Origin of the sequence: Hahella sp. HN01, assembly GCF_018986435.1 — a bacterium.
Taxonomy (GTDB): domain Bacteria; phylum Pseudomonadota; class Gammaproteobacteria; order Pseudomonadales; family Oleiphilaceae; genus Hahella.
Window position 1 is genome coordinate 122,322 of the sequence record NZ_JAHMIN010000018.1, and the last position, 22,200, is coordinate 144,521.

General features: G+C 55.8%; 17 protein-coding genes. 7 read left to right on the forward strand and 10 right to left on the reverse strand.

Annotation, left to right across the window (positions count from 1 at the left end; all coding sequences use genetic code 11):
- Positions 1–6: 6 nt before the first annotated feature.
- From KP814_RS18100 to KP814_RS18130, 7 genes are all read right to left on the reverse strand, one after another.
- Positions 7–1,350: an HD domain-containing phosphohydrolase gene (locus KP814_RS18100; protein ID WP_216738063.1), complete on the reverse strand. Its 1,344-nt coding sequence runs from the start codon at positions 1,348–1,350 to the stop codon at positions 7–9.
- A complete protein-coding gene (locus tag KP814_RS18105) occupies positions 1,347–3,170 on the reverse strand; it encodes an ATP-binding protein (protein WP_216738064.1) in 1,824 nt (607 codons plus the stop codon). Before KP814_RS18105 ends, KP814_RS18100 begins: the two co-directional genes overlap by 4 nt.
- 25 nt (positions 3,171–3,195) lie before the next feature.
- The gene (locus KP814_RS18110; protein ID WP_216738065.1) at positions 3,196–4,047 is read right to left on the reverse strand and encodes an HDOD domain-containing protein; all 852 of its coding nucleotides are present in this window, start codon (positions 4,045–4,047) and stop codon (positions 3,196–3,198) included.
- Between the two features lie 35 nt (positions 4,048–4,082).
- On the reverse strand, positions 4,083–4,892 hold the full coding sequence (locus tag KP814_RS18115) for a response regulator (RefSeq protein ID WP_279507065.1): 810 nt from the start codon (positions 4,890–4,892) through the stop codon (positions 4,083–4,085).
- Between the two features lie 154 nt (positions 4,893–5,046).
- Positions 5,047–5,466 carry an oxidoreductase gene (locus tag KP814_RS18120; RefSeq protein ID WP_216738066.1) on the reverse strand — a complete coding sequence of 140 codons (420 nt, stop codon included), beginning with the start codon at positions 5,464–5,466 and terminating at the stop codon, positions 5,047–5,049.
- Positions 5,467–5,662: 196 nt separating this feature from the next.
- A complete protein-coding gene (locus KP814_RS18125; RefSeq protein WP_216738067.1) occupies positions 5,663–8,836 on the reverse strand; it encodes an efflux RND transporter permease subunit in 3,174 nt (1,057 codons plus the stop codon).
- Positions 8,836–9,990: an efflux RND transporter periplasmic adaptor subunit gene (locus KP814_RS18130; RefSeq protein ID WP_216738068.1), complete on the reverse strand. Its 1,155-nt coding sequence runs from the start codon at positions 9,988–9,990 to the stop codon at positions 8,836–8,838. The genes KP814_RS18125 and KP814_RS18130 overlap by 1 nt, the downstream gene beginning before the upstream one ends.
- 339 nt (positions 9,991–10,329) lie before the next feature.
- On the opposite strand from KP814_RS18130, the gene KP814_RS18135 reads away from it, so the two are divergent.
- Positions 10,330–10,689, forward strand: coding sequence for a hypothetical protein (locus KP814_RS18135; protein WP_127969953.1), 360 nt, complete (start codon positions 10,330–10,332; stop codon positions 10,687–10,689).
- A gap of 126 nt (positions 10,690–10,815) precedes the next feature.
- Here KP814_RS18135 and KP814_RS18140 read toward each other — a convergent pair whose 3' ends face one another.
- Complete coding sequence (locus KP814_RS18140; protein ID WP_216738069.1) at positions 10,816–11,826, reverse strand: DUF2914 domain-containing protein; 1,011 nt, start codon at positions 11,824–11,826, stop codon at positions 10,816–10,818.
- A gap of 476 nt (positions 11,827–12,302) precedes the next feature.
- On the opposite strand from KP814_RS18140, the gene KP814_RS18145 reads away from it, so the two are divergent.
- The gene (locus KP814_RS18145) at positions 12,303–14,216 is read left to right on the forward strand and encodes a bifunctional diguanylate cyclase/phosphodiesterase (RefSeq protein ID WP_216738070.1); all 1,914 of its coding nucleotides are present in this window, start codon (positions 12,303–12,305) and stop codon (positions 14,214–14,216) included.
- Between the two features lie 522 nt (positions 14,217–14,738).
- Complete coding sequence (locus tag KP814_RS18150; protein ID WP_216738071.1) at positions 14,739–15,293, forward strand: hypothetical protein; 555 nt, start codon at positions 14,739–14,741, stop codon at positions 15,291–15,293.
- Position 15,294: 1 nt separating this feature from the next.
- Here the strand turns inward: KP814_RS18150 and KP814_RS18155 are convergent, their stop codons facing one another.
- Positions 15,295–15,597: a hypothetical protein gene (locus KP814_RS18155; protein ID WP_216738072.1), complete on the reverse strand. Its 303-nt coding sequence runs from the start codon at positions 15,595–15,597 to the stop codon at positions 15,295–15,297.
- A 293-nt stretch (positions 15,598–15,890) separates the two neighbouring features.
- Here KP814_RS18155 and KP814_RS18160 point away from each other — a divergent pair, with 293 nt between their 5' ends.
- Positions 15,891–17,183: a flavohemoglobin expression-modulating QEGLA motif protein gene (locus KP814_RS18160; RefSeq protein WP_216738073.1), complete on the forward strand. Its 1,293-nt coding sequence runs from the start codon at positions 15,891–15,893 to the stop codon at positions 17,181–17,183.
- Positions 17,184–17,239: 56 nt separating this feature from the next.
- On the opposite strand, the gene KP814_RS18165 is transcribed toward KP814_RS18160, so the two are convergent.
- Positions 17,240–18,796 (reverse strand): carbon-nitrogen hydrolase family protein, encoded by a 1,557-nt coding sequence (locus tag KP814_RS18165; RefSeq protein WP_127969946.1) that lies wholly within the window; start codon positions 18,794–18,796, stop codon positions 17,240–17,242.
- Positions 18,797–19,304: 508 nt separating this feature from the next.
- On the opposite strand from KP814_RS18165, the gene uvrY reads away from it, so the two are divergent.
- The 3 genes from uvrY to KP814_RS18180 all read left to right on the forward strand — a co-directional run.
- Positions 19,305–19,964 (forward strand): UvrY/SirA/GacA family response regulator transcription factor, encoded by a 660-nt coding sequence (uvrY, locus tag KP814_RS18170; protein ID WP_011397823.1) that lies wholly within the window; start codon positions 19,305–19,307, stop codon positions 19,962–19,964.
- 103 nt (positions 19,965–20,067) lie between these two features.
- Positions 20,068–21,906 carry an excinuclease ABC subunit UvrC gene (uvrC, locus tag KP814_RS18175; protein ID WP_216738074.1) on the forward strand — a complete coding sequence of 613 codons (1,839 nt, stop codon included), beginning with the start codon at positions 20,068–20,070 and terminating at the stop codon, positions 21,904–21,906.
- Positions 21,899–22,200, forward strand: a 302-nt coding sequence (locus tag KP814_RS18180; protein WP_253938461.1) for a CDP-alcohol phosphatidyltransferase family protein, incomplete at its 3' end; no start/stop codon positions are given. The genes uvrC and KP814_RS18180, both read left to right, overlap by 8 nt.

A 22,200-nucleotide genomic window follows, 5' to 3' on the forward strand; every position in this document is an offset into this window, starting at 1 on the left:
TCCCGCCTATCTTTTCATTACGAACACACTGAGTTTGCGGTTTTCCAACTTCTCCAACGACAGCATTTTTTCGATGATTTTCTCCGTCAGCACATGGCCTTTGGCGATGAGCAGAATGCCATTGGTGTTTTTCAAGTCCCGGGATAACCGCATGCCGGGAACCAGCGCTCCCACGCCGAGCTTATCTTCATGAGGCAACACATCGTCGCCGGTATAACTGTCCACCAGCGGCGCCAGCAGTTTCACCACCTGAGCATCGTAGCGCTTGCCGGCGTTGTCCTGGATCAATTTGAAGGCGTCGTCCTTGGTCATGGCGTCGGTGCGCATCAGCCCGCTCTGCAGCCCCACAAAGTCGCGCACGGCGCGGATGATGCGCGAGCCTATGGGAATGGCGTCGCCTTTCAGCCTGTCAGGAAAACCGCTGCCGTCCATGTACTCTGTATGGTGGCGGATAAAGCGGGAAGTCGGCTCCAGCTCCGCAATTGCGGTCAAAGCCATTTCCCCCAGCAGAGGGTAACGTTGATACTCCACCGCATCCTGCCGGGTCAGTTTAGCTTCCGCCCGACTCAACACATCGTCAGACAGACTGAGCTTGCCCACCTCATGCAGCAGGCCGGCGTAATAGATATGTTTGACGTCCGCCTCCGGCAGCGCCATGGCTTCCGCGATGGTTTTCGACAAGTCCGCCACGCTCTGTGAATGGCCCTTGATCAAATAACCGCGACTGGTGATAAAGGTGGAGAACACCCTCACAAAATCGTCATAGCTGTCTTTCAGTTGCTGATACGCCAGCTCCAGCATGTCCGCGGTTTGCCGCACTTCCTCGGTGCGCGCGGCGACCATTTTTTCCAGATCCTTGTTGAACTTCTGCAGCTCCCGATTCTGTTGCTGGGTGACATTGAGCAGGCGTTTTTTCTCCCGCTCCAGACGCCGTATGCGCAAGCCTTCATGAATCACTTCAATCAGGTTTTCATCGTCCCAGGGCTTGCTGATGTAGCGATAGATGCCGCCTTCATTAAGCGCGGTCACTGTGGCGGAAATATCCGAGTGGCCGGTCAGCAGCATGCGCACCGTCAATGGCCAGCGCGCCTTCACCTGTGACAGAAACTGAGCGCCGTCCATATTCGGCATGCGCATGTCGGAGATCACCAGATCGACCCGCTGCGACTCCAGAATTTTCAGCCCATCCGCCCCGCTCTCCGCAAACAGACACTTAAAATCCTGTTTGCGCAGTAAACGCTGAATGGAAGAGAGGATCGGCTTCTCGTCGTCGACAAACAGCACATAATCAACGTCCGCATCAGAGGCCGCGGGTGAGGCGGAATCCGGCGAAGCCAGGTCTTGCGTCATTGCTCCTCTCCCTGTTTAGGTTGCTTAACGGGCAGATAAACGTAAAACGTCGTGCCTTTCCCCAGTTCGCTCTCCACTTCCAGGCGGCCATGGTGTTTGTTGACGATGCCGTAGGACAGCGCCAGCCCCAGTCCGGTGCCCTGTCCCACCGGCTTGGTGGTGAAGAAAGGGTCATAGAGCTTGGACAGATTTTCTTTGGCGATGCCGCTGCCGTTGTCCGCCACGGAAACGCAGATGAAGCCGTCCTCCACCACTTTGGTGGATACCCTGATAACGCCGTTGTGCTCAATCGCATGACCGGCGTTGACCACCAGATTCAATATCACCTGGCCGATCTGCGACTCCACCATCTCGATCTTGGGCAAATCGCCAAAGTCCTTGATGACTTCCGCCTTGTATTTGATCTCGTTGTGAACAATGTTGAGCGTCTTGTTGATGTACTGGTTCAGGTCGCCCAGCTCGAATTGACCGGTATCCGGCCGCGAGAAATCCTTCAGGGATTGAATGATCTGCTTGACCCGATAGATGCCCTCGCTGGACTCTTTCATCAGATCGGTGACGTCGCCCCGGATGTATTCCGTTTCGTATTTCTCCTCCAGTTCCTTGAAGATGGCCTTCACTTCCGCCTTGTCGCCGCCGAGACGTTCTTCGATTTCATCCAGCAGCTCAAACAATGTGCTGATGTATTCATTCAGGGTGGTCAGGTTGGAACTGACATAGCCGATGGGGTTATTGATCTCATGCGCCACCCCGGCCGCCAGTTGCCCGATGGAGGCGAGTTTTTCCGATTGCAGCAGTTGCGCCCGGGTGTCCTGTAGCTGACTGATCAGTTTCTCCTGTTGCTGCCTCTCCAGCACCAGTTGTTGGGTGCTCTTCTCCAATTCCGCCAGCAGCGCGTTTTTCTCAAAGCCGCTATACGCCTGGCTGACCATCTGCGAGATATACATTTCATCCGCCAGGGAAAACACCGGCTTGCCTTTGCTCTTGGCGAGATACAAAGTGCCTTTGCACACGCCGTCGCCGGTCTGAATAGGAAAGATATTCAACTGGTCGATTTCGTGGCAACTGCCCGGCGGCTGGCACTTTTCAGACAGGTCGCCCAGACACAGCGATTTTTCCGACTCCAGAATCGACTCGTCGCCCAGAGCGGCGGCGATGCTTTTCAGCTTGGCCAGCGTCAGCCCCTTCTCCAGCCATTTCGACGGCTCGCCGCGTTGTCCCCGCAGCTCCAGGGCGGAACCGCTGGCGCCGGTGACGATCTCCAGACGCACCAGTAACTCGCGGAAAAACTCGTCGTCTTCGTTCTCCACCCCTTTGATCCACTCCAGGGTCTCCGCCCATACGACCTGGAACAGCATCAGTTTCTGTAAATCGGTCAGTTGGTATTGCAGGACTTCGTTACGCCGGGTCAATCCTAGGGTGGTCATCGCCCAACTCAGCTTGCTGTCCAGTCTCTCAGACAGTTTGAACGCCTCATCGGCGCACACGGCGATACCGCTGGAAGCGCTCTCGCTCAGTTTGATCTTGATATGCCAGCCGTGCAGGGTCTTGCCGTTAGCCAGGGGCAGCTCAAACTCGGTCCAGGCGTTGGGCTCCGAGGTTTCCACCCGCTCGCGCAGAGTGCTGATCGCCTCATCTCCCCATTTGAAGCGGAATGAAATAACCGAACTTTGCAGGTGTTGCGCAATATACTGACTTTGCGGGTCCAGCCACATCCAGCTTACCGAAACGCCTTCGTCTTCAGCGAACAGCGCTTCCAGCAACTCACTGATATTGCCCTGGTTACCGCCAGCGTCATGAACAACCTTATAAAGCAACATTCCGTTTATCCTATCTAACAGGGGCTCAGGAGCCGTTTTTCTTGCCTTTGGGAATAAATTCCGACGCCAACTCCTTGAACAACTTCAAACCGTTGAGGGTCATGGCGGGAACCTCTGAGATATCCACGCCGCTCGCTTCCACCTTGCAGGGAGCGATGCAATGCAACTGCACCCCGGCGATGCAATTGCCAACAATACTGGTGGCCAGTACATCTCCCAGGCTGACCGCCAACGCCATGGGCGTATTGATTTCACTGCCGGCGTTCAACACCTGCACAATTTCCTGGGGGAACGACCAGCACTCCAGAACGATGCCGGACAGCGCCCGATGATCTTTGCCAAGAATGCTGCGCTCCGACGACACCAGATGCTTTTTCTCCTGGCGGGCGACTTTTACGCATTCGGTAATTTCGTCGCCGTAAAAATAGTCCATCAGCACCACGCCCAGATTGTTGAACAGGCCGGCGGTAAAGGCGGTCAGAAAGTCGATGCCCTGACGCCGGGATAACTCCTGGGAGATACAGGCGGTCATCAGGCTATGCCGCCAGATTTGCGTGTAGTCGAGCTGGGTATCCTGTCGGGGGCCGTTAAAACGGGAGAGCACCACCAGGGTGTAAATCAGATTGCGAATGGTGTTGGCGCCAAGAATGACGCAGGCCATGTCCACGTCCTTCACTTCCTTGGTGAAGCCGTAGAACGAACTGTTGGCGAGTTGCAGAATACGGGCCGCCAGCACAGGGTCGGCCAATACTTTTTTACCGATAATGCCCAGGTCGCTAATGCCGTCATCCATCATTTTGATGATGGCTTCAATTTCCGGATTGGGCGATGAAAGCTCGGAAAGCTTGGTTTTGATCTCCTCCACATTCCAGGTCATATCCTTCTCTCCTGATTAAATCCGCAAGGCGCTGCTCATCCTTCCTCGGACAACATCGCCATGACGGTGCCTGAAACGTTGAAATTTCCGCTGAAACGTTTGATCAATAGATGCGTGGACTGGCCGCCTATCGCCGCCGCCACTTGCACGACCTCCCCTACTGACGATTTCACCGCCTCCATGTAGCTGTGAAATACATTTTCCGGAAACACCTGCATCACGAACATACCGACCTGCAGCCCCTCTCCCAGCAGACCGCGGGCGGCGGCGTTTACTTCGACGATCATGCCGTCATCGGAGACGCCGACGATGGCGACGGGTAAATGCTCAAGAATTTCCTGGGAAGCGCGCAGCGAGCGAACATTCAGTATCAACTCCAGGTTTTGCTCTTCCACTTTCTGTTCCAACTGACGATTCAACTCCTTGAGCTGCTCGTTCAGGCGGGCGTTTTTACTTTTCAGTTCATGAATGGAAAACGCCTCACGGATATGCTGCAGCAGCTTTTCGTCTTCCCAGGGTTTGAGCAGAAACTTGTAGACGGCGCCGTCGTTGATGGCGGAGGTGATGCTTTCCAGCTCGGTATAGCCGCTCATGATCAGCCGGATGGTGTCTGGATAGCGGGACTTCACTTCCTTGAACATTTCCGACCCGGTCATGCCCGGCATACGCTGATCCGACAGAATCACCGCCACCGGTTCCTTCGCAAGTATGTCGAGGCCTTCCTGCGCGGAGTTGGCGGTTAAGATCCGGTATCCTTCGCGACGAAACAGGCGCGTGAGGGACCTGAGAATATTAACTTCATCGTCCACCAGTAATAGGGCGTCGGGGAGCTGATCTGTTTCCACTAACAGTCTCTTTGATTCCTTCCAAACTCTCTCCACATAGTGTAGTAGCGATATGCTGTTGCGCAAACGTCAGCCAGGGGCTTCACGCTGAAAACGAAACTTCATCGACGCGATACTGAAGGGGATGATTGCAGAAGAATGGCGTGGGATGGGATCAGATTTTAGGCGGGCGGATTTTCTCCAGCACATGGCTGCGCATGCCGCGCGCCACTTTCAGTAATTCGTCGCGCGCCAGTTCCCGGTCAATGCCCTGCTCCACCAGAAACTCCAGGAAGTCGCCGAAGCGTTTGCGGCGTCTGAGACCGGCCTCGGACAGGTCGCGACGATTATTGAACACGTCCATCAAGGTGGAGCCGCAGGCGCAATTGCGAAACACCTCGACGATCATGGAGCCGTCATCGTCCTCGGACTCTTTCAGGCCGCTGCGGGTGTTGCGGATGTTTTCCGTTTCAGACAGGAATTGTTCTGCTGTCTCATAGACGCGACCACAGGTGTTGCAGCGCTTTGGGAAGGCGGACTCCGCCACTGCGCGAAGCCCCTTGAACAGTTCCCTATAAAATTCTTTCTCTTCCATTTCGGCCCCAGGCGAACAGAGACCGAACAAGCAGAGTTGTCCGGCGCGTTGCTCTACACTGCCTCAAGCTACGCCGAAGCAGTTTCGGCGTATATCCTTTCCCCACGCACAGACCTCATGTCCCGTGGAGGGCGCGTCTGGATTTCAGGCGGCAGCCGTTTACAGTGTAGTTTTTAATCCGCGCCGGAGCCATCTATCACTTGCCGAAGATCTCCTCTTTGGGTCGTGGCGAGTTGCTGAGACCGCGCACCGGCGGCGGTTCAAGCCCCGCTTCCTCCTGCTCACGACGGCGGAATCTACGCCGCCAAATTGAGCGCAACCTGGCGCCGGTTTTCTCGCCGATCACCAACAGACAAGGCGTAATCAACAAAGTCAGGAAAGTGGCGAAAGTCAGGCCGCCGGCGATGGCGCTGGACAGCTCCGTCCACCACTGGGTGGAAGGTCCGCCAACGCCCAGAGACGGCGTCATCAGGTCCACGTTCACCCCCAGCACCATGGGCATCAGCCCCAGCACCGTGGTCACCGCCGTCAGCAACACCGGCCGCAGACGCACTTTTCCGGTCTCCAGCGCGGCCTCGTAGGGCGACGCGCCAGATGCGCGCATCTGATTGTAGGTGTCGATCAGGATGATATTGTTGTTCACCACAATACCCGCCAGAGCAATCAGCCCCAGCCCCACCATGACGATGCCGAACGGCCGACCGGTAATCATTAACCCCAGCAACACGCCTGCGGTGGAGAATACGATGGCCGACAACACCAGCGCCGCCTGATAGATGCTGTTGAACTGCACCACCAGGATCAACGCCATCAGCATAATGGCGATGAGGAAAGCCTGCGCCAGGAAGACCATGGTTTCACGCTGGTCTTCGTCTTCCCCGGCGAATTTCACCATGACGTCATCCAGCGGACGTTTGGCCAGAGATTCCTTCAATGCAGTAATGCGCTCGTCCGCCTGCACGCCTTCCGCCACATCCGCTTCCACCGTCAATGAACGCTCTCCGTCCACTCGATGCAAAGTGCCGGTTTTCGGCGCGGGAATCAGGCGGGTGAAGTTGGAGACCGGCACCGGCCCCATGGCGGTGCTCACCATCTGACCGCTCAAGGCGTCCAGAGTGCGTCGCTCCAACGGCGCGCGCAGGCGAATATCCACCTCTTCCTCCGCATCGTCGGGACGATAGTCCGCCAGCTTCAGACCGGTGGTCACCAGCTGCACCACATTGCCGACGGTGGCCACATCCACGCCGTAGCGCGCGGCTTTTTCGCGATCCACTTCGATACGCCATTCGATGCCGGGCAGCGGGCGATTGTCAGAGATGTCGATAAAGCCGCCCAACTCCAACAGACGCTCATGCAGTTGTCCCACCGCTTCCTCCACTTCCTCAGTGGAGCCGGAGAGACGCACCTTGACCGGTTTGCCTTGCGCCGGGCCGTCTTCCTGCTTGCGGAACTCCAGCTTCAGCGGCAAATCCTGAGCGCGGAGGCGCATGTCTTCCAATATGCGATTAGCGGGACGGCGCTCGTGCCAGTCGATCAACTGAAAACGGATGACGCCGATGACGTCTTCCGCCATATCCCCGTCCGCCATGGCGAAGGAACGCGCATACAGCGCCCGCACTTCCGGCATGCCGGACAGGCGTTGCTCCACGCTCTGCAACATGGTGTCTTTTTCGTACACCGACAGGTCGCCTCTGGCGTGCACCAGCACCTGAGCGGAGTCAGGCTCCACTTCCGGGAAGAATTCAACGCCGTAGTTGTAGCGGCCGTAGGCGATATAGGTCAGCGTCAACAACGCCAGGAACATCAGCAGCGTTTTCCCGGGCGCCGCCAGTAATCGCGCCAGCGCCGCGGCGTACCAGTGCGTGAAGCGGCTGGGCCCATTGGAGGCGTTGACCGGCGCCTTGGAGCGCCCGAAGACGCCTCCCAGCACCGGCATGAATATCAGCGCCATCAGCAACGAAGAGATGAGGCAGACAATCACCGTCGCCGGCAGATATTTCATGAACTCGCCGACCATGCCCGGCCAGAACAGCAACGGCATGAACACCGCCAACGTCGTGGCGGTGGAGGCGATAACCGGCCACGCCATACGATAGGCCGCCTGCGCATACGCCTCTTTGCGCGACATACCGTTTTCCAGATTACGGTCGGACAGTTCCGCCACTACGATGGCGCCGTCCACCAGCATGCCCGCCACCAGAATAAGACTGAACAGCACCACGATATTGAGCGTAAAGCCCAGCGCCTGGATCACCAGCAAACTGGCCAGGAAGGCGCCGGGAATGGTCAGCCCCACCAGCAACGCCGGGCGCATGCCCATGGCGGCGATCATGACGATCAACACCAGCACCACCGCAAACAACACGTTATTGAGCAGGTCGCGCAACATCTCGCGAATCTGCTTGGATTCGTCAGTGATGTAGGTCACCTTGAGACTGGAAGGCCAGCGATCTTCCGCGATCTTGACCACCGCCTTCACCGTCTCAATGGTTTCAATGATATTGGCGCCGGCGCGCTTGGAGATTTCCAGCACCACGGCGGGTTTGCCGTCCACTCTGGCGAAGCCGCCTGGATCTTTGAAGGTGCGCTGCACCGTGGCGACGTCGCCAAACGTAATGACGCGGCCCTCATGAATTTTGATCGGCATGCCCAACAGATCAGGCAGGTTTTCAATCACCCCCGGCACCTTGATCACCATGCGACCCGCGCCAGTGTCGATATTGCCTGCGGCCACCAGACGGTTGTTATTGGAGATCAGGGAGAACAACTGCGCATAGTCGATGCCGTAACGCTCCAGCACCTGCATATCCGCCACCAGCTCCAGCAAATCCTCACGGTCGCCGCCAATTTCTACTTTCAGTACCTCAGGAATGCCTTCGATATGCCGTTTCAGTTCCCGGGCGATACGCACCAGCTGGTCTTCAGCGAAAGGACCGGACAGACTCAGGTTGAGCACCGGAAACTGCGACACGTTGATTTCCACAACGCGAGGCTCATCGCTCTCCACCGGCAGCTTGGCTTTGGCGGTATCCACTTTTTCGCGCACATCGGTCAGCGCCTGATCCGGATCGAAACCGGCCAGGAACTCCAGGGTCACCGAGGCATAGCCTTCCGCCGCCACCGAACGCATTTCCTTCAGCCCTTCCAGAGAGCGCAGCTCCTGCTCCAGAGGACGGGCCAACAGGCGCTCCGCATCTTCCGGCGCGATGCCTTCATGGGATACGGAGACATAGATTATGGGAATAGTGATGTCAGGATTGGATTCTTTGGGCATGGTCATAAACGCCCAATAACCGCCAAGCCATAACATCAGCAATACAATCACGCTCGCTCGCGAGCGATCCATCGTCGCACGTATGAGCTTATCCATCAGTTCACCGCTTGTTTCATCGCCAGACTGGCGCTATCCGCATCTGGCTCTTCATCTTTGTCTTTGTCTTGATCGTGTTTGAGCAACTCTTCTTCTGGCGTCGCGTCGACCTTTTCGCCCAGTTTGGCGTAACCGCGCCCCATGGTGATGAGCTTGACGGTTTCCGGCAGTCCGCTGACCCAGAGTTCCGTATTGCTGGCGCGGATGCGCTCAACCGGCGTGCGGGCGATGCGCTGATCCGCATCCAGATATTCCACACTGAGGCGGCCTTTTTCATCCAGGCTCAACAAAGCGGCGGAAATACGGTGGGCCATGACATCGCCGACGTCGATGTTCAAGGTAGCGGTGGAGCCGGCCACACGCAGACGCTGCGGGTTATCCAGCTCCGCTTCCACGGTAAAGGAGCGGGTGTTGGCGTCCGCCTGGGCGGCGATAAATGACACTCTGCCAGTCAGGGTTTCACCGTTCAGCAAGTGCGCCGTCACCGGCTGACCAATGCTGATCAGCCCAACCTGTTGCTGGGGCGCCTGCCCTATCAGCTTCAATTTGTGATCATCGATAAGACGCACCAGGGTAACGCCTTCCTGCACAGTCTGCCCCAGCTCCACCATCCGGTCTTCGATCACGCCAGCAAACGGCGCGTGAATACGAGTGTGCTTCAGGTCCTGCTCCAGTCTGGCGACAGCGGCTTCCGCGCTGGCCAGGGCGGCCTGCTTCGACTTGAGTTCAGTTTCCGCCTGCAGACCTCTTTGCATCAGGGATTTGGCGGCTTTCAATTCACTGCGCGCCACATCCACCTGCGCTTTGGCCTGGGCCATTTGCGCTGGCAGATCTTCTTCGTTGAGAGTCAACAAAAGATCACCCTGATTCACGCGACGACCGCGTTCCGCAGCGACTTTTTCAACCGTGGAGCCCAGACGGGATTGCAGATTCACCTGGCGCCAGACATCAATCTGGCCCTGAATCTCCAACGCTTTCTTGATCGTTTCAGCCTGCGCCACTTTATAAGCCACTTTAGTCGGCGCGGCCTTCTCTTGCTTCGCCGCTTCAGGCGCTTCGGTCTGAGCAGTCTGCACAGGCCCCGCCATCAGCCAGACAGCTAATGCGACGATAATTCCGAATGAAATCCAATAGGTGGGTATGCGCGTGCGCATTAGTGTCTTCTCCATTTCTTGACTCGTGCGGCGCAGAAATACGGCGGACGGGCGCGCCGCGGTGAGACAGCCGGAGAGGCGGCTCTGCGCTTAATATTTTATAAATGCAAAACAAGGGCTTAACCTTAGCCCTGCAACGTACTACAGTTTCAGTTTCACCGCGGTCGCTGTAAATCTGAATACGACGTTTTGATTAATTGCATGGCCCGTATACGGGTTTTCGGGAGCAACGCCCGCGCCGGTCAGCCTTGCAGTCGTGAACTGACAACGCGCCACCGGGACTAGTCGTTTGCGCCGACTCACACTTTAAATCGATAAAGGAAAATTTGGAAGTTAACGATGATAACTTATATATATTGGATTTTCGTCCTCGCCCTCACCGGAGGAACGCTTTACCTGCTTGGCATAAAACTTAAACAGTGGATACCCGCCGCGGTAGTCAGTGGCGTTATACTGGTGGTCTGCGCCTCCTTCTATTATTTCTATCTACAGCAAATGTTCGTGAAGCGCTGGGGCGGCACCATGAGTCTGTCAGTTCCCGAGGGCATGCAGCATGTCGCCGCCACCTGGAAAGACGACAATATGTGGATTGAGAATTACGACCCCAAAACCAACACCTGTTATTTTCAGGAATATTCCCGTGGCGCGATGCTGGAAGGCAAAGTGGTCATAAAAAACTGCAATCCGGTCCCTCGCTGAGCAGCCGCGCCCACGCCGAACGGCTACCGACCTATCCAAACAGAAAGCCCGACATTGCATCGGGCTTTCTTTCATTCATTTGTTCAATCGTTCAATCGTTCAATCGTTCAATCGTTCAATCGCAGCCTAATTAACCGAAAAGGCCGCTTCAGCCAATATATTGCCCTCTGGCCCCGTCACTTTGACCGTCCACTGCCCCAGCATATGCCGATCAATAAATTTACTGGAGGAAGCGCGCATGGGCGAACGATGCGGCCGAATTCTTATGCGCGCCACCCGCTTATCGCCGCGATACCATTCGTGATAAAGCGTCTGTCCGGTCATATCCATCATTTCCGTAAACAGATAGATGCGCAGCAGGCCTTCGTCGTTCATGACAATGCTATTGCGGAGCGCGTTCGTCGGCTCGCTATCGTCCAGTTCCTGGGTTAATTGCGCGCGACTGATGGCGTCCGAAAAGATTTTCACCGGCTCGCCACCGCTGGAGACCGTTTCCAGATGTCTGCGCCTGGTGGGATCGACAGACTCTTCTTCTGAGCCTTGCGCGACTTCTACTTGCTCAACGTCCTCAAGCGTGTCTATTTCAGGCGCGGTCTTCGGGGCAAACGTCGTGTCGGCAGAGTTGCTCTCTTCTTGTACTTGCAACGGCACTTCCGGCTCTGGGGCCGTTGGCAATGCGCTGGCGGCGGCTGGCTCGGCCATGACGACGCGCTCTTCAAGCTTGCTTTCCGGTGCGACAGGGTCCGGCGCTACGACTGGCTCCGCAGTGGTCTCTGGCGCGACGTCTGCGATGACGGGCTCATCTATCGGCATTTCTACTCGGCCACCAACACTTTCTTCACGCCCTTCTTCGGCGGCCAAAGAGACCGACGTCGATTCAGCCGCTTGCTCAGGCCGTTCGTCCGTTATGACGGGATGCTCGCTCTGTGCAACGAGATCTGTCTGTGCAACGTCCGACGGCGTGGCGAACGCCCAGCGATATACGCCCCAAAACGCCCCGACAAACAGCGCGAATGCTACGCAGCCAGCGGCGATGATGCGATTCCAATGGTAAACCGTAACGGTTTGCGGCGGCTTGGCGGACGCATCCGCCAACGACTCCGCATTTTTGACTCGGATGACTAATTTTTGCGACATGTAAGGGTCCGACCTAAGGTTGTGTTCTTTTTTAATATAGCCACAGGCGGTTGATTATTTTKCGCTCGGATTCTACTCCCCAGCCACCGAATTTGACACTACTGTCACCTACGATTGGCGAGCATTCGATCTAACCTATCCCTTTTTTAATGATTGATACGCAGCGACCGCTTATTGTCGATAAAACGTCCACACATACGACCTAGTCTCTCGACCTCAATACAGGGAATTTGCCATGACTAATGCAAGTCCGCCGGCATGGGCTTTGTAAAAGTTATTTAACAGTTTACAACCCGTAATCAGACCGGGGCGCTTTTTTTGAGGGGCGTCACACTCCGGCTTTGTCGCTTTACATATGGTTACGATGGTTACAAAATCTGACTATAGCAACCTGAGGCCAGCTTCTACACTGGGAGGCTTAAGAAGAGGCCCGCAGTAGGTTACCGGATGGAACCTGGACACAGAGATGCAGATACATGCGAAAACATGGTGAGTTTTGGAACGTACTACCTATCTCGTTGCTTATGCTGGGAAGCGTCGCAACCATCCACTTGGCTTCACTGTATTACTTTGAGGGCGAAAGCCTGTCCTGGCCGATTCTGACCACCCTCAGCATCGCCGTTATCTTCGCATTTTTATCCCTGATTCAAATCCGCCTCAACCGTCAGCTCTCCGCCAAGGTCAGAGCATTGCATGAGCGTGACTTCAAGTTAAAAAAGCTGAGCAGCGCGGTCACTAACAGCGGCTGTTCAATCATCATCACAGACCGTCTTGGCCGCATCGAATTCGTCAACAACAAGTTCGTCAATGTCACCGGCTATGGTCAGGAAGAAGCCCGCGGCCGCTTCCTCGACATTCTCAATCCCAAAGACGTGGAAGAGGAAAAGCCGCAGGAGCAAATCTGGGAAAGCGAGATTCTGTACGATGGCTGGGAAGGCGAAGTCTTAAGCCGTCGCCGGGACGGCCACGATTTTTGGTGGGCGGTGACGGTCTCCACTGTCTGCGACAGCGACAATACCGTCACCAACTACGTAATCTCCGGGGTGGACGTCAGTGAGCTGAAAGAAGCCAACCGCAAGATGCAGCAAATGGCGTTGTACGACTCCCTCACCGGACTCGCCAATCGTCGTCTGTTCGTGGACCGTTTGGAGCAGGCGGTGAAAGCCGCCCGCCGCGATCGTAAACAAATCGCCCTGCTGTTTCTCGACCTGGACCAGTTCAAGCGCATCAACGACACCCTGGGACATGACGCCGGCGACAGCCTGCTGCAAACCGTGGCGCAACGTCTGAAAAACTGCGTGCGCGCCAAAGACACCGTCGCTCGCTTAGGTGGCGATGAGTTCACCGTGCTGTTGACCGATATCGTCGACACGTTTTCCGTCACTCCCGTCGCCACGCAAATTCTGAAAGCTCTCAAGGAGCCCATCAAGCTCAAAAAGCATGAGGTGATCGTTTCCACCAGCATCGGCGTCACCCTGGCCCCTGCGGACGGAGCCAACGCAGACGTGCTGATGAAGAACGCGGATCTGGCGCTATACCGGGCCAAAGAGCATGGCCGCGACCGTTATCACTTCTATACGGAAGAGCTGAACGCTCATGCTCTCAAACAACTGTTGATGGAGCAGGAGTTGCGCCACGCGCTACAGTTCGAGGAATTCACCCTCGGCTTCCAACCCCAGGTCAATCTGGCCTCCGGCAAAATCGTCTGCGTCGAAGCGCTGATCCGCTGGCACCACCCCAGCAAGGGACTGGTGATGCCGGACAGTTTCATCAGCGTGGCGGAAGAAACCGGACTGATCAATCCAATCGGCCGCTGGGTGCTGAAAAACGCCTGTATGCAGATGAAAATGCTGCAGGACCTGACCGGCTCCGCCATCAAAATCGCCGTCAACCTGTCCGCGCGTCAGTTCGATGATCCGAAACTGGAGCAAAGCATTGAGGAAGTGCTCAACGAAACCGGCCTGGAGCCGCAATGGCTGGAGCTGGAAGTCACCGAAAGTATGTTGATGGGCGATATTGAAGCCGTCACCGCCAAACTGAAGCGCCTCAAGCAAACCGGAGTCAGTCTGGCTATCGACGACTTCGGCTCCGGTTATTCTTCACTCAGCTATCTGAAAAAGCTGCCAGTGAATGCGCTGAAGGTCGACCGGGAGTTCGTGCGCGATATTCCTGAGGACAGCAACGACATGGAAATCACCTCGGCGATTATCGCCGTCGCCCACAAACTGCAATTGAAGGTCGTAGCGGAAGGCGTGGAGACGGCCGATCAGAAAGAATACCTGATCGCCAATCAATGCGATTTCGCCCAGGGTTATCTGTTCAGCAAGCCTCTGTCCTTCGAGGATCTCTACATCTATCTGAACGAGCATAAGCTCAAGCAGACCGCCTGAGCCGTCAATCTCTTCTTCGCTACTCTTCTCTTACCTACTCTTATCTACTATTCATACCCCAAGCGCGCCGACAGGCTGTCTGGCGCGCTAATAAGTCGTCCTGGTTAACGAATCTCGCATGCGGTTCTTCACAGTTTCAGCCTAATCCTTTCGACATAAAACAAAATGTCACCTGGATCACAGGCGCTTTTATGCGATTCGTATAACTTGATTACCAGCAGTTATAAGCATGCGTTGCTGACGCCAGGCGGAATACCGACACCGCACGAGCAAGGACAAAACGCTGACAGGTCAAAGCAGTAAAAGAGACGGAAACTAAGAAATCACCCTGCGCGCTTAGCCGCCAGTGAGTCTTTTATTAACATGGCGATGATATTGGCATGTTGATAATCAGGCGCAAGGATGCGCCTGTGCGGCGGCCAGCCGCGGGAGACAGGGCCTGACATGTGCAGGACCTGTCGTTGCAGACAAATAGAAGGGAGCTATTTGTCTGCTTGGTTAATAATAGGGATACTTCAATTTATGCAATGGCTGATCCACGGGATGGAGGCAATACTGTTCGGTCTTATTGTCTGCCTGATATACAGTCTGACTGAAGCCATGAAAAAGGACGCGGATGAACACGTCGTCCTCGGCAACCTCAGCGTCAACTCCGTGCGCAAAGATCCGCGCTGTTCCTGCGCGCCATCCGAATCCATCAAACAACTACAGATGTTCTGGTCAACCCAGGTGCTGGAAATGCGCCTGAACGGCTTCGCCCCGGATATTCTTCTGCACCCTGCACTGTTCGAACATACCCTGGACTATCTGCAGGGCGCGGCGGATGCGGCGGCGGAATTTTTTCAGTGCAGCGACCGTCAACGCCTGCAAATGCAGTGCTATCTCATCGCCAAAGGATTGGGCGCGCCGGGTCATGACGACAACGATCTGGAATTGATTGAGCGGGCGAAGTCTCACCGCCACACAGAGATGTACGTCGCCGGCCATTGCGCCGCTGAGCAGTGGCTGTACAGCCAGGAATTTCCCAAAGAGTGCAGTTTGTTCAACAGCATCAACGCCTGGGGATTGGTGGCCTGAGTCAGCACAGTTCCCATTGGGAAGGAATCTGTATGGGGGAGGCTCCTTCGCTTTCCCCGCCGTCAAGCCTGGTCGCGGTAACGCAAGGTTTCCCCCACTCGCCATTATCCAGGCGTTGCATGGAGTCCAGGTCCACGGACTGCACCAGATAAACGCCGCCTTCGAACTTGATCTTGGTGCGATGGGAAATACCGTAGATGAACCGGCAATAGTCCATCTTCAGTTGCTGCAGTTCTCTTTCCGCTTTAACAATCTTCCGAACCAGAAATTCTCTCAGACTATCTGCATACTGCGTTGTGCTCATCCCCTTGAACTCCCCATAGCGCCGGACTCCCAGGCCCCGGCGGAAACCCTTTGGCGCGCGCGCAAGCGCACGTATTTAAAGAAGATTACAGACAAACCGGCGATTACGCCACCGCGTGCGCGGCCTTCGCCACGGCTTGGGTGATCGGCGACGATGAAACACATAAATTGGCTTGGCGCGAGGCCGGAAACGCCACTAGAATCGAAACTGCCGGACCGCGCGAGGCGCCGCATTCTTCCAGACGCCAACTCGACCGGAAAGCAGCCGTCCAACAAGAGGAACTCACAGAGTCTATGCCGTCCAATCAAATGGGAGAGTCGTACCTCCAAACCCTGAAATCGCTCTCTGACCGCATCGTGGAGGCGCAAAAGCCGATCCGCATCCTGGACGCCATCAAATGGTCGCCGTCGATCCGTCAGCAGTTTTTTGATTCCGGTTTCAAAAAAGCGCCCCAGGTGGACCTTGAGTACTACCAGAAAAACTGTCCGCTGGGTTTCGACCCCGCCGCCAAAAAAGCCGAGTTCTACGAGATAGAACGCGAGATCAGTAAAAAACTGGGGCAAATGAACCCGGTCACCCAGATCATGCGCCGCGTATGCCGGGAATATCAGATGGTGGTGCGCATGCTGGAAGCGCGGGGCACGCCGGAGTTCAGCTACATCTCCCAGGAACTATACGGCTCCCCCAGCGACGCGTTCCATGCCGGTGACCCCACTCTGGCGGAACTCGGCGAAATGATGGAGATGACTCTGTCCAACCTGCTAAAAGACAACTCCATGCAGGAGTCGGAAAAGAATTTACCCGCACAATATGTGGTGGACGAACTGAACGCCCGCCTGTCCAACTTTTTCGTCGGCGCCGGTATCCGCGTCATGATCTCCGACGGTATCGCCGCCGATGCGGCGGCGGGCACGGATTACATCAAGATCCGCAACGACGCCCTGTTCAATCAACAAGACGTGGATGTACTGGAAGTTCACGAGGGCTGGGTGCATCTCGGCACCACCCTCAACGGCGGCAGCCAGCCCTACTGCACTTTTCTAAGCAAAGGGCCGCCCTCCGCGACGATCACCCAGGAAGGCCTTGCCGTATTAAGTGAAATTCTTACTCTGCGCTCCGGCCCGACGCGCCTGTTCAAGCTTATCAATCGGGTGCGCGCAGTGACTCTCGCCGAAGACGGAGCCACCTTCAATGACGTGTTTCATTACCTGTGTGAGAAAGGCATCAGCGAGGACGAGAGCTTCACCCTGGCCGCCAGGGTGTTTCGCGGCAGCACTCCCAACCTGGGGCCCTTCGCCAAGGACATCACCTACATCAAGGGCTTTGTGCTGACTTACAACTTCCTGCGTCTGGCCTTCGCCAGGGGCAAGATCGACCGCCTGCCCATGCTGTTCTGCGGCAAGATCGTACTGGATGATTTGGCCAGCCTGCATGATCTGGAGGAGCAAGGCGTCATTACCGCGCCCCGCTATGTGCCGCCCTTCTTTCAGGATTTGAAAGGGTTGGCGGCGTGGATGAGCTTCTCCCGTTTTATTGGGCAGCTTAACTTCAACCAGCTGGAAGCTGACTACAAACACCTGCTGTAGTCAGCTCTTCCCGGTTCTCTCGGTCCCAATAAGATCAAGCAGGAGTAGCCCGACGGCTACTCCTGCTCTCCCTGCCATTCGATGCGATACAGATCGCGGCGGCGGTCCAGATAGTTACGCACGGAACCTTCGTTCTGCAGTTCCTGCAGCTTGTTCAAATCCAGATCGACGATCAGCGTCATCTCTGTATTCGGGGTGGTTTCCGCCATGATGGCGTCGTGGGGGAATGCGAAGTCTGAGGGCGAAAATACCGCTGACTGGGCGTACTGAATATCCACGCTGTCCACCTGAGGCAGGTTGCCCACCGAACCGGCGATGGCCACGTAGCATTCGTTTTCAATCGCCCGCGCCTGGGCGCAGCGACGTACGCGCAGATAACCATTCTTGGTGTCGGTCCAGAACGGCACCAATAGAATCTCCACCTCCTGATCCGACAGCAGACGCGCCAGTTCCGGGAACTCCACGTCGTAGCAGATCAGGATGCCCACCTTGCCGAAATCCGTGTCGAACACCGTCAGCGCATCGCCGCCCTGCATGGTCCATTCTTTCTTTTCATGAGGGGTGGGATGCAGTTTGTATTGAGATTCAATCCCGCCATCGCGACGACACATGTAGGCGACGTTATAGAGTTCGCCGTCTTCGATCACCGGCATGCTGCCAGCCACCACGTTGATGTTGTAACTGACCGCCAGGCGGGAAATTTCCTCCAGCATCTTGTCAGTAAAGCCCGCCAGATACTTGATGGCGTCAATGGAATTAGCATGACGCTCCAGCCCCATCAGCGGCGCGTTGAAAAACTCGGGGAACAACGCCACGTCGCACTTGTAGTCCGACAATGCGTCGATAAAGTATTCCACCTGCTGCAGCACCTCTTCCGCACTGCGCATCTGACGCATCTGCCACTGCACGCAGCCAACGCGGGCAGTGGTCTTGGCGGCGCCGATCAGTTGCTTGGCGCCGGGTTCGTAGTTCAGGTTATCCCATTGCAACAAGGTGGCGTAGCCTTTGGACTCTTTGTCCTCCGGCAGGTAACCCGTAATGATTTTCTTCACCATGAAGTCATTGGACAGCTGGAACGTCAGAATCGGGTCGTACACCTCTTTACGACTAACCGCTTCGAGGTACTCCTCCGGCGTCATGCTTTTCGCGTAGGACTGATAATTGGGAATGCGCCCCCCGGCCACTATAGCGCGCAGGTTCAGGTTGCGGCACAGTTCTTTGCGTCCTTCATACAAACGACGCCCCAGGCGCATGTCGCGGTAATCCGGATCGACGAACACATCCACGCCGTACAGCACATCGCCATTGGGGTCGTGGGTGGTGAGATAGGCGTCGCCGGTGACCTCGTCATAGGTGTGCTGATCGCCGAATTTGTGATAATCGATGATTACCGAGAAAGCCGCGGCGACCACCTTGCCGTTGTCTTCGATACAAATCTGGCCTTCCGGGAAAGTTTTCAGCTGCGCGCGAAATTTACGTTTGGTCCAGGCGCCGCCCAGGTTGTGATAGACCTTGTCCATCACCTCCTTGATGTCGTTGTAATCGGCCAATAACAGGTGGCGCAGTATCAAGTGATGATCAAGGCTTTCCTCTTTGATTTTGTCGTCTTTCATATCCATTCCCAGTTTTTAGTTATCTCGACTTCCCTGCCTCCGCGACAATGCGCGACTGGATAAAGGGAAGCGCTTTCGATGAAAATTAGCTTTATTTAAACAAGCACTTATAAAGTTGTCCAAATATTCAGATTAATATACGTTAAGCTCCCTGCGCACGTCGTCGCATTTTAGTCGCGCTTTTCCAAACCTATACTTATACGTGAAGGCGCTGTGTTTTTGATCAAAACCTGCAACAAATATCGATGATATTTATTCATTCGAATATGCGGAATCTATCGCCATACAAGTGGTCGACGGCGCTTTTAAAATGGCGGATGCAAATTTAATCCGACAGCGATTTCATATCGTGATAATGTCTAAAGGTAGCCGACTTTTTCGTCTATCGTTTTAGTTACACGTTTTTTATAATGAGCGCCTTAGCTCTGTTGAGATTTGCGAGTGTTTTGGGAGTTTACGCCCGGTCGGCTCGAACAAGGATCAACAAGGAAGACTGCGAGGTGATACTTTGATCAGGGTGTTAATTGTTGATGACCACGAGCTGGTGCGCGCCGGCTTGTCCAGAATGTTAAAAGATGAAGACGGTATTGAAGTAGTCGCGGAAGCCCGCTCGGGCGAGGAAGCGGTCAGTATTGTCCGCCAGCATCCGATCGATATTATTCTCATGGATATTCGTATGCCCGGTATTGGCGGGCTGGAAGCCATGCGCCGCATTCATCGTATTGATGAAAGCGTAAAAGTGGTGGCGGTCACCGCCTGTGAAGACGACCCGTTTCCTTCACGGGTCATGAAAGCCGGCGCTTCCGCTTACATCACCAAGGGCGCGGATATTACCGAGATGGTCAAAGCCATCCGCGTGGTGCATGCGGGGCAGCGTTACATCAGCCCGGACATCGCTCAGAAAATGGCGCTGCGTCCGTTCGACGCGGAAGAAGGCGACGTGTTCGAAAGTCTGTCCGAACGCGAAATGCAGATCGCCATGATGATCGTGAACTGCCATAAGGTGCAGGAGATTTCCGACAAACTCTGCCTGAGCCCGAAAACGGTCAACAGCTACCGCTATCGTATTTTCGAGAAACTGAACATCAACAGCGATGTTGAACTCACCCTTCTCGCCATCCGGCATGGTATGCTCGACGCCAATCAGGTCGGCAGCCTGAAAACCTGAACTTAAGGACTCTGGCGATATAAAACGTCGCCAGCCCCGGGCGCCGCTCCGCACAGGCGGAAAACGGCGCATTTGACAGCAATCCGACGGAAAACTCTGATCGGTGGAATCGCAATCCATTTTCGACGCTAAATCTTTTCTCAAACAACTCACCACGCATCCCGGCGTCTATCGCATGATGGACGCCCGCGGCGAGGTGTTGTACGTCGGCAAGGCGCGCAATCTGAAAAACCGCGTCAGCAGCTACTTCCGCAACACCGGCGTCAGCATCAAGACCCGTGCGCTGGTGGAGAAAATCGCCGACATTGAAATCACCATCACCCACAGCGAAACTGAAGCCCTGCTGCTTGAACAGAACCTGATCAAGACGCTGAAGCCGCCCTACAACATTCTGCTGCGGGACGATAAATCCTACCCCTATATCTATCTGTCGTCCGACTCGGACTACCCTTCGTTGACCTTCCGCCGGGTACGCCAGAAAAAGTCCGGCAAGGGCCGCTTTTTCGGTCCTTACACCAGCGCCGCCGCCGTGCGCGAAAGCCTGGCGCTGCTGCAGAAGATTTTCCGCATCCGCCAGTGCGAAGACAGTTTTTTCAGCAATCGCTCCCGTCCCTGCCTGCAACATCAGATCGGACGCTGCAGCGCGCCCTGCGTGGGATTGATCGATCCGCAGAGCTATGCGGAGGATATGTCCCACGCCACCATGTTCCTGGAGGGGCGTAACCCGGAAATCATCAACGAGACCATCCAGCAGATGGAAGCCGCCTCGATGCAGTTGGATTTTGAGCGGGCGGCGGTGCTGCGCGATCAGGTGGACTATCTGCGTCGGGTGCAGGAGCAACAGGCGATTGAAGGCGTGGCGCGCGACATCGACGCCTTCGCACTCTCTTCGTCACTGGAGCTGGTGGTAGTGCACGGACTGTTTATTCGCGCCGGCCGCGTGGTCGGCAGCAAGTCCTTTTATTTGTCGGAGAGACTGGAAAGCGATGATGGCGATTTGTTGTCCTCCTTCCTCAATCAGTACTACTTTGGCGAGCACGCAATTTACGGTTTGCCTCAGGAAATCACCACCTCTGTCGCCCTGACGGACAAGGACGCGCTCAAAGAGGCCTTTAAAGAAGTCTTCAATCGCAACGTGCGGATCGAGCACAATGTACGCAGCAACCGGGCGGAGTGGCTGCATCTGGCGCAAACCAACGCCAATCAGGCGCTGAGCACGCGCATGCAGTCGCAGGACGCGCAGTTGCAGCGCTGGCAGTCATTCTGCGACGCACTGAGCCTGGAAGCCTCCGTGAAGCGGGTGGAATGTTTTGACGTCAGCCATACCTTCGGCGAGGCGACCGTCGCGTCCTGCGTAGTGTTCGGACCGGAAGGGGCGATCAAGGATCTGTACCGCCGTTACAATATCAAGGATGTGCCCGCCGGCGACGATTATCACGCCATGGAGCAGGCGCTGACGCGGCGCTACAGCAAGCTGAAAGACAGCGACGTCGGTCTCCCCGACATCATTCTGATCGACGGCGGCAAGGGGCAGCTTGGCATCGCGCACCAGGTCTTTGACGAGCTGCAAATCACCGGCGTCACGCTGATTGGCGTCGCCAAAGGCGTAACGCGGAAACCCGGCATGGAAACCTTGTTCATTTCCGCGGATAATTCGATCCTGAATCTGCCGGGCGACTCCACCGCCCTGCATCTGATTCAGCAGATCAGGGATGAGGCTCACCGGTTTGCGATCACTGGACACCGGAACCAGCGCAATAAAAAGCGAACGCAATCGGTTTTGGACGCCGTGCCCGGCATTGGTCCCAAACGCAGACGGGACCTGCTCAACTATTTCGGCAGCGTGCGCAATATAGAACGAGCCAGCCTCGAGGAAATCAAGCGCGTGCCTGGCATTAGTGAAGTGATAGCTCAAACAATTTATGCAGCCTTCCATGAATAAACGCTCAAAAAAGTCGGTTTTTCTCAATTTCCCCAACATCCTGACCTTGGGCAGACTTGTCCTGATCCCCGTCATTGTCGTGATTTATTACCTTCCCTTTCAGGGCAATTACGTGGTGGCGGCGGCGATTTTCGCCCTGGCGGCGGCGACGGACTGGCTGGACGGCTATCTGGCCCGACGCTGGAACCAGATGACGCCCTTCGGCGCGTTTCTCGACCCGGTGGCGGACAAAGTCATCGTGGCGGTGGCGCTGGCCATGCTGGTGGAGGCTCATCACAACCTGGCCCTTACCGC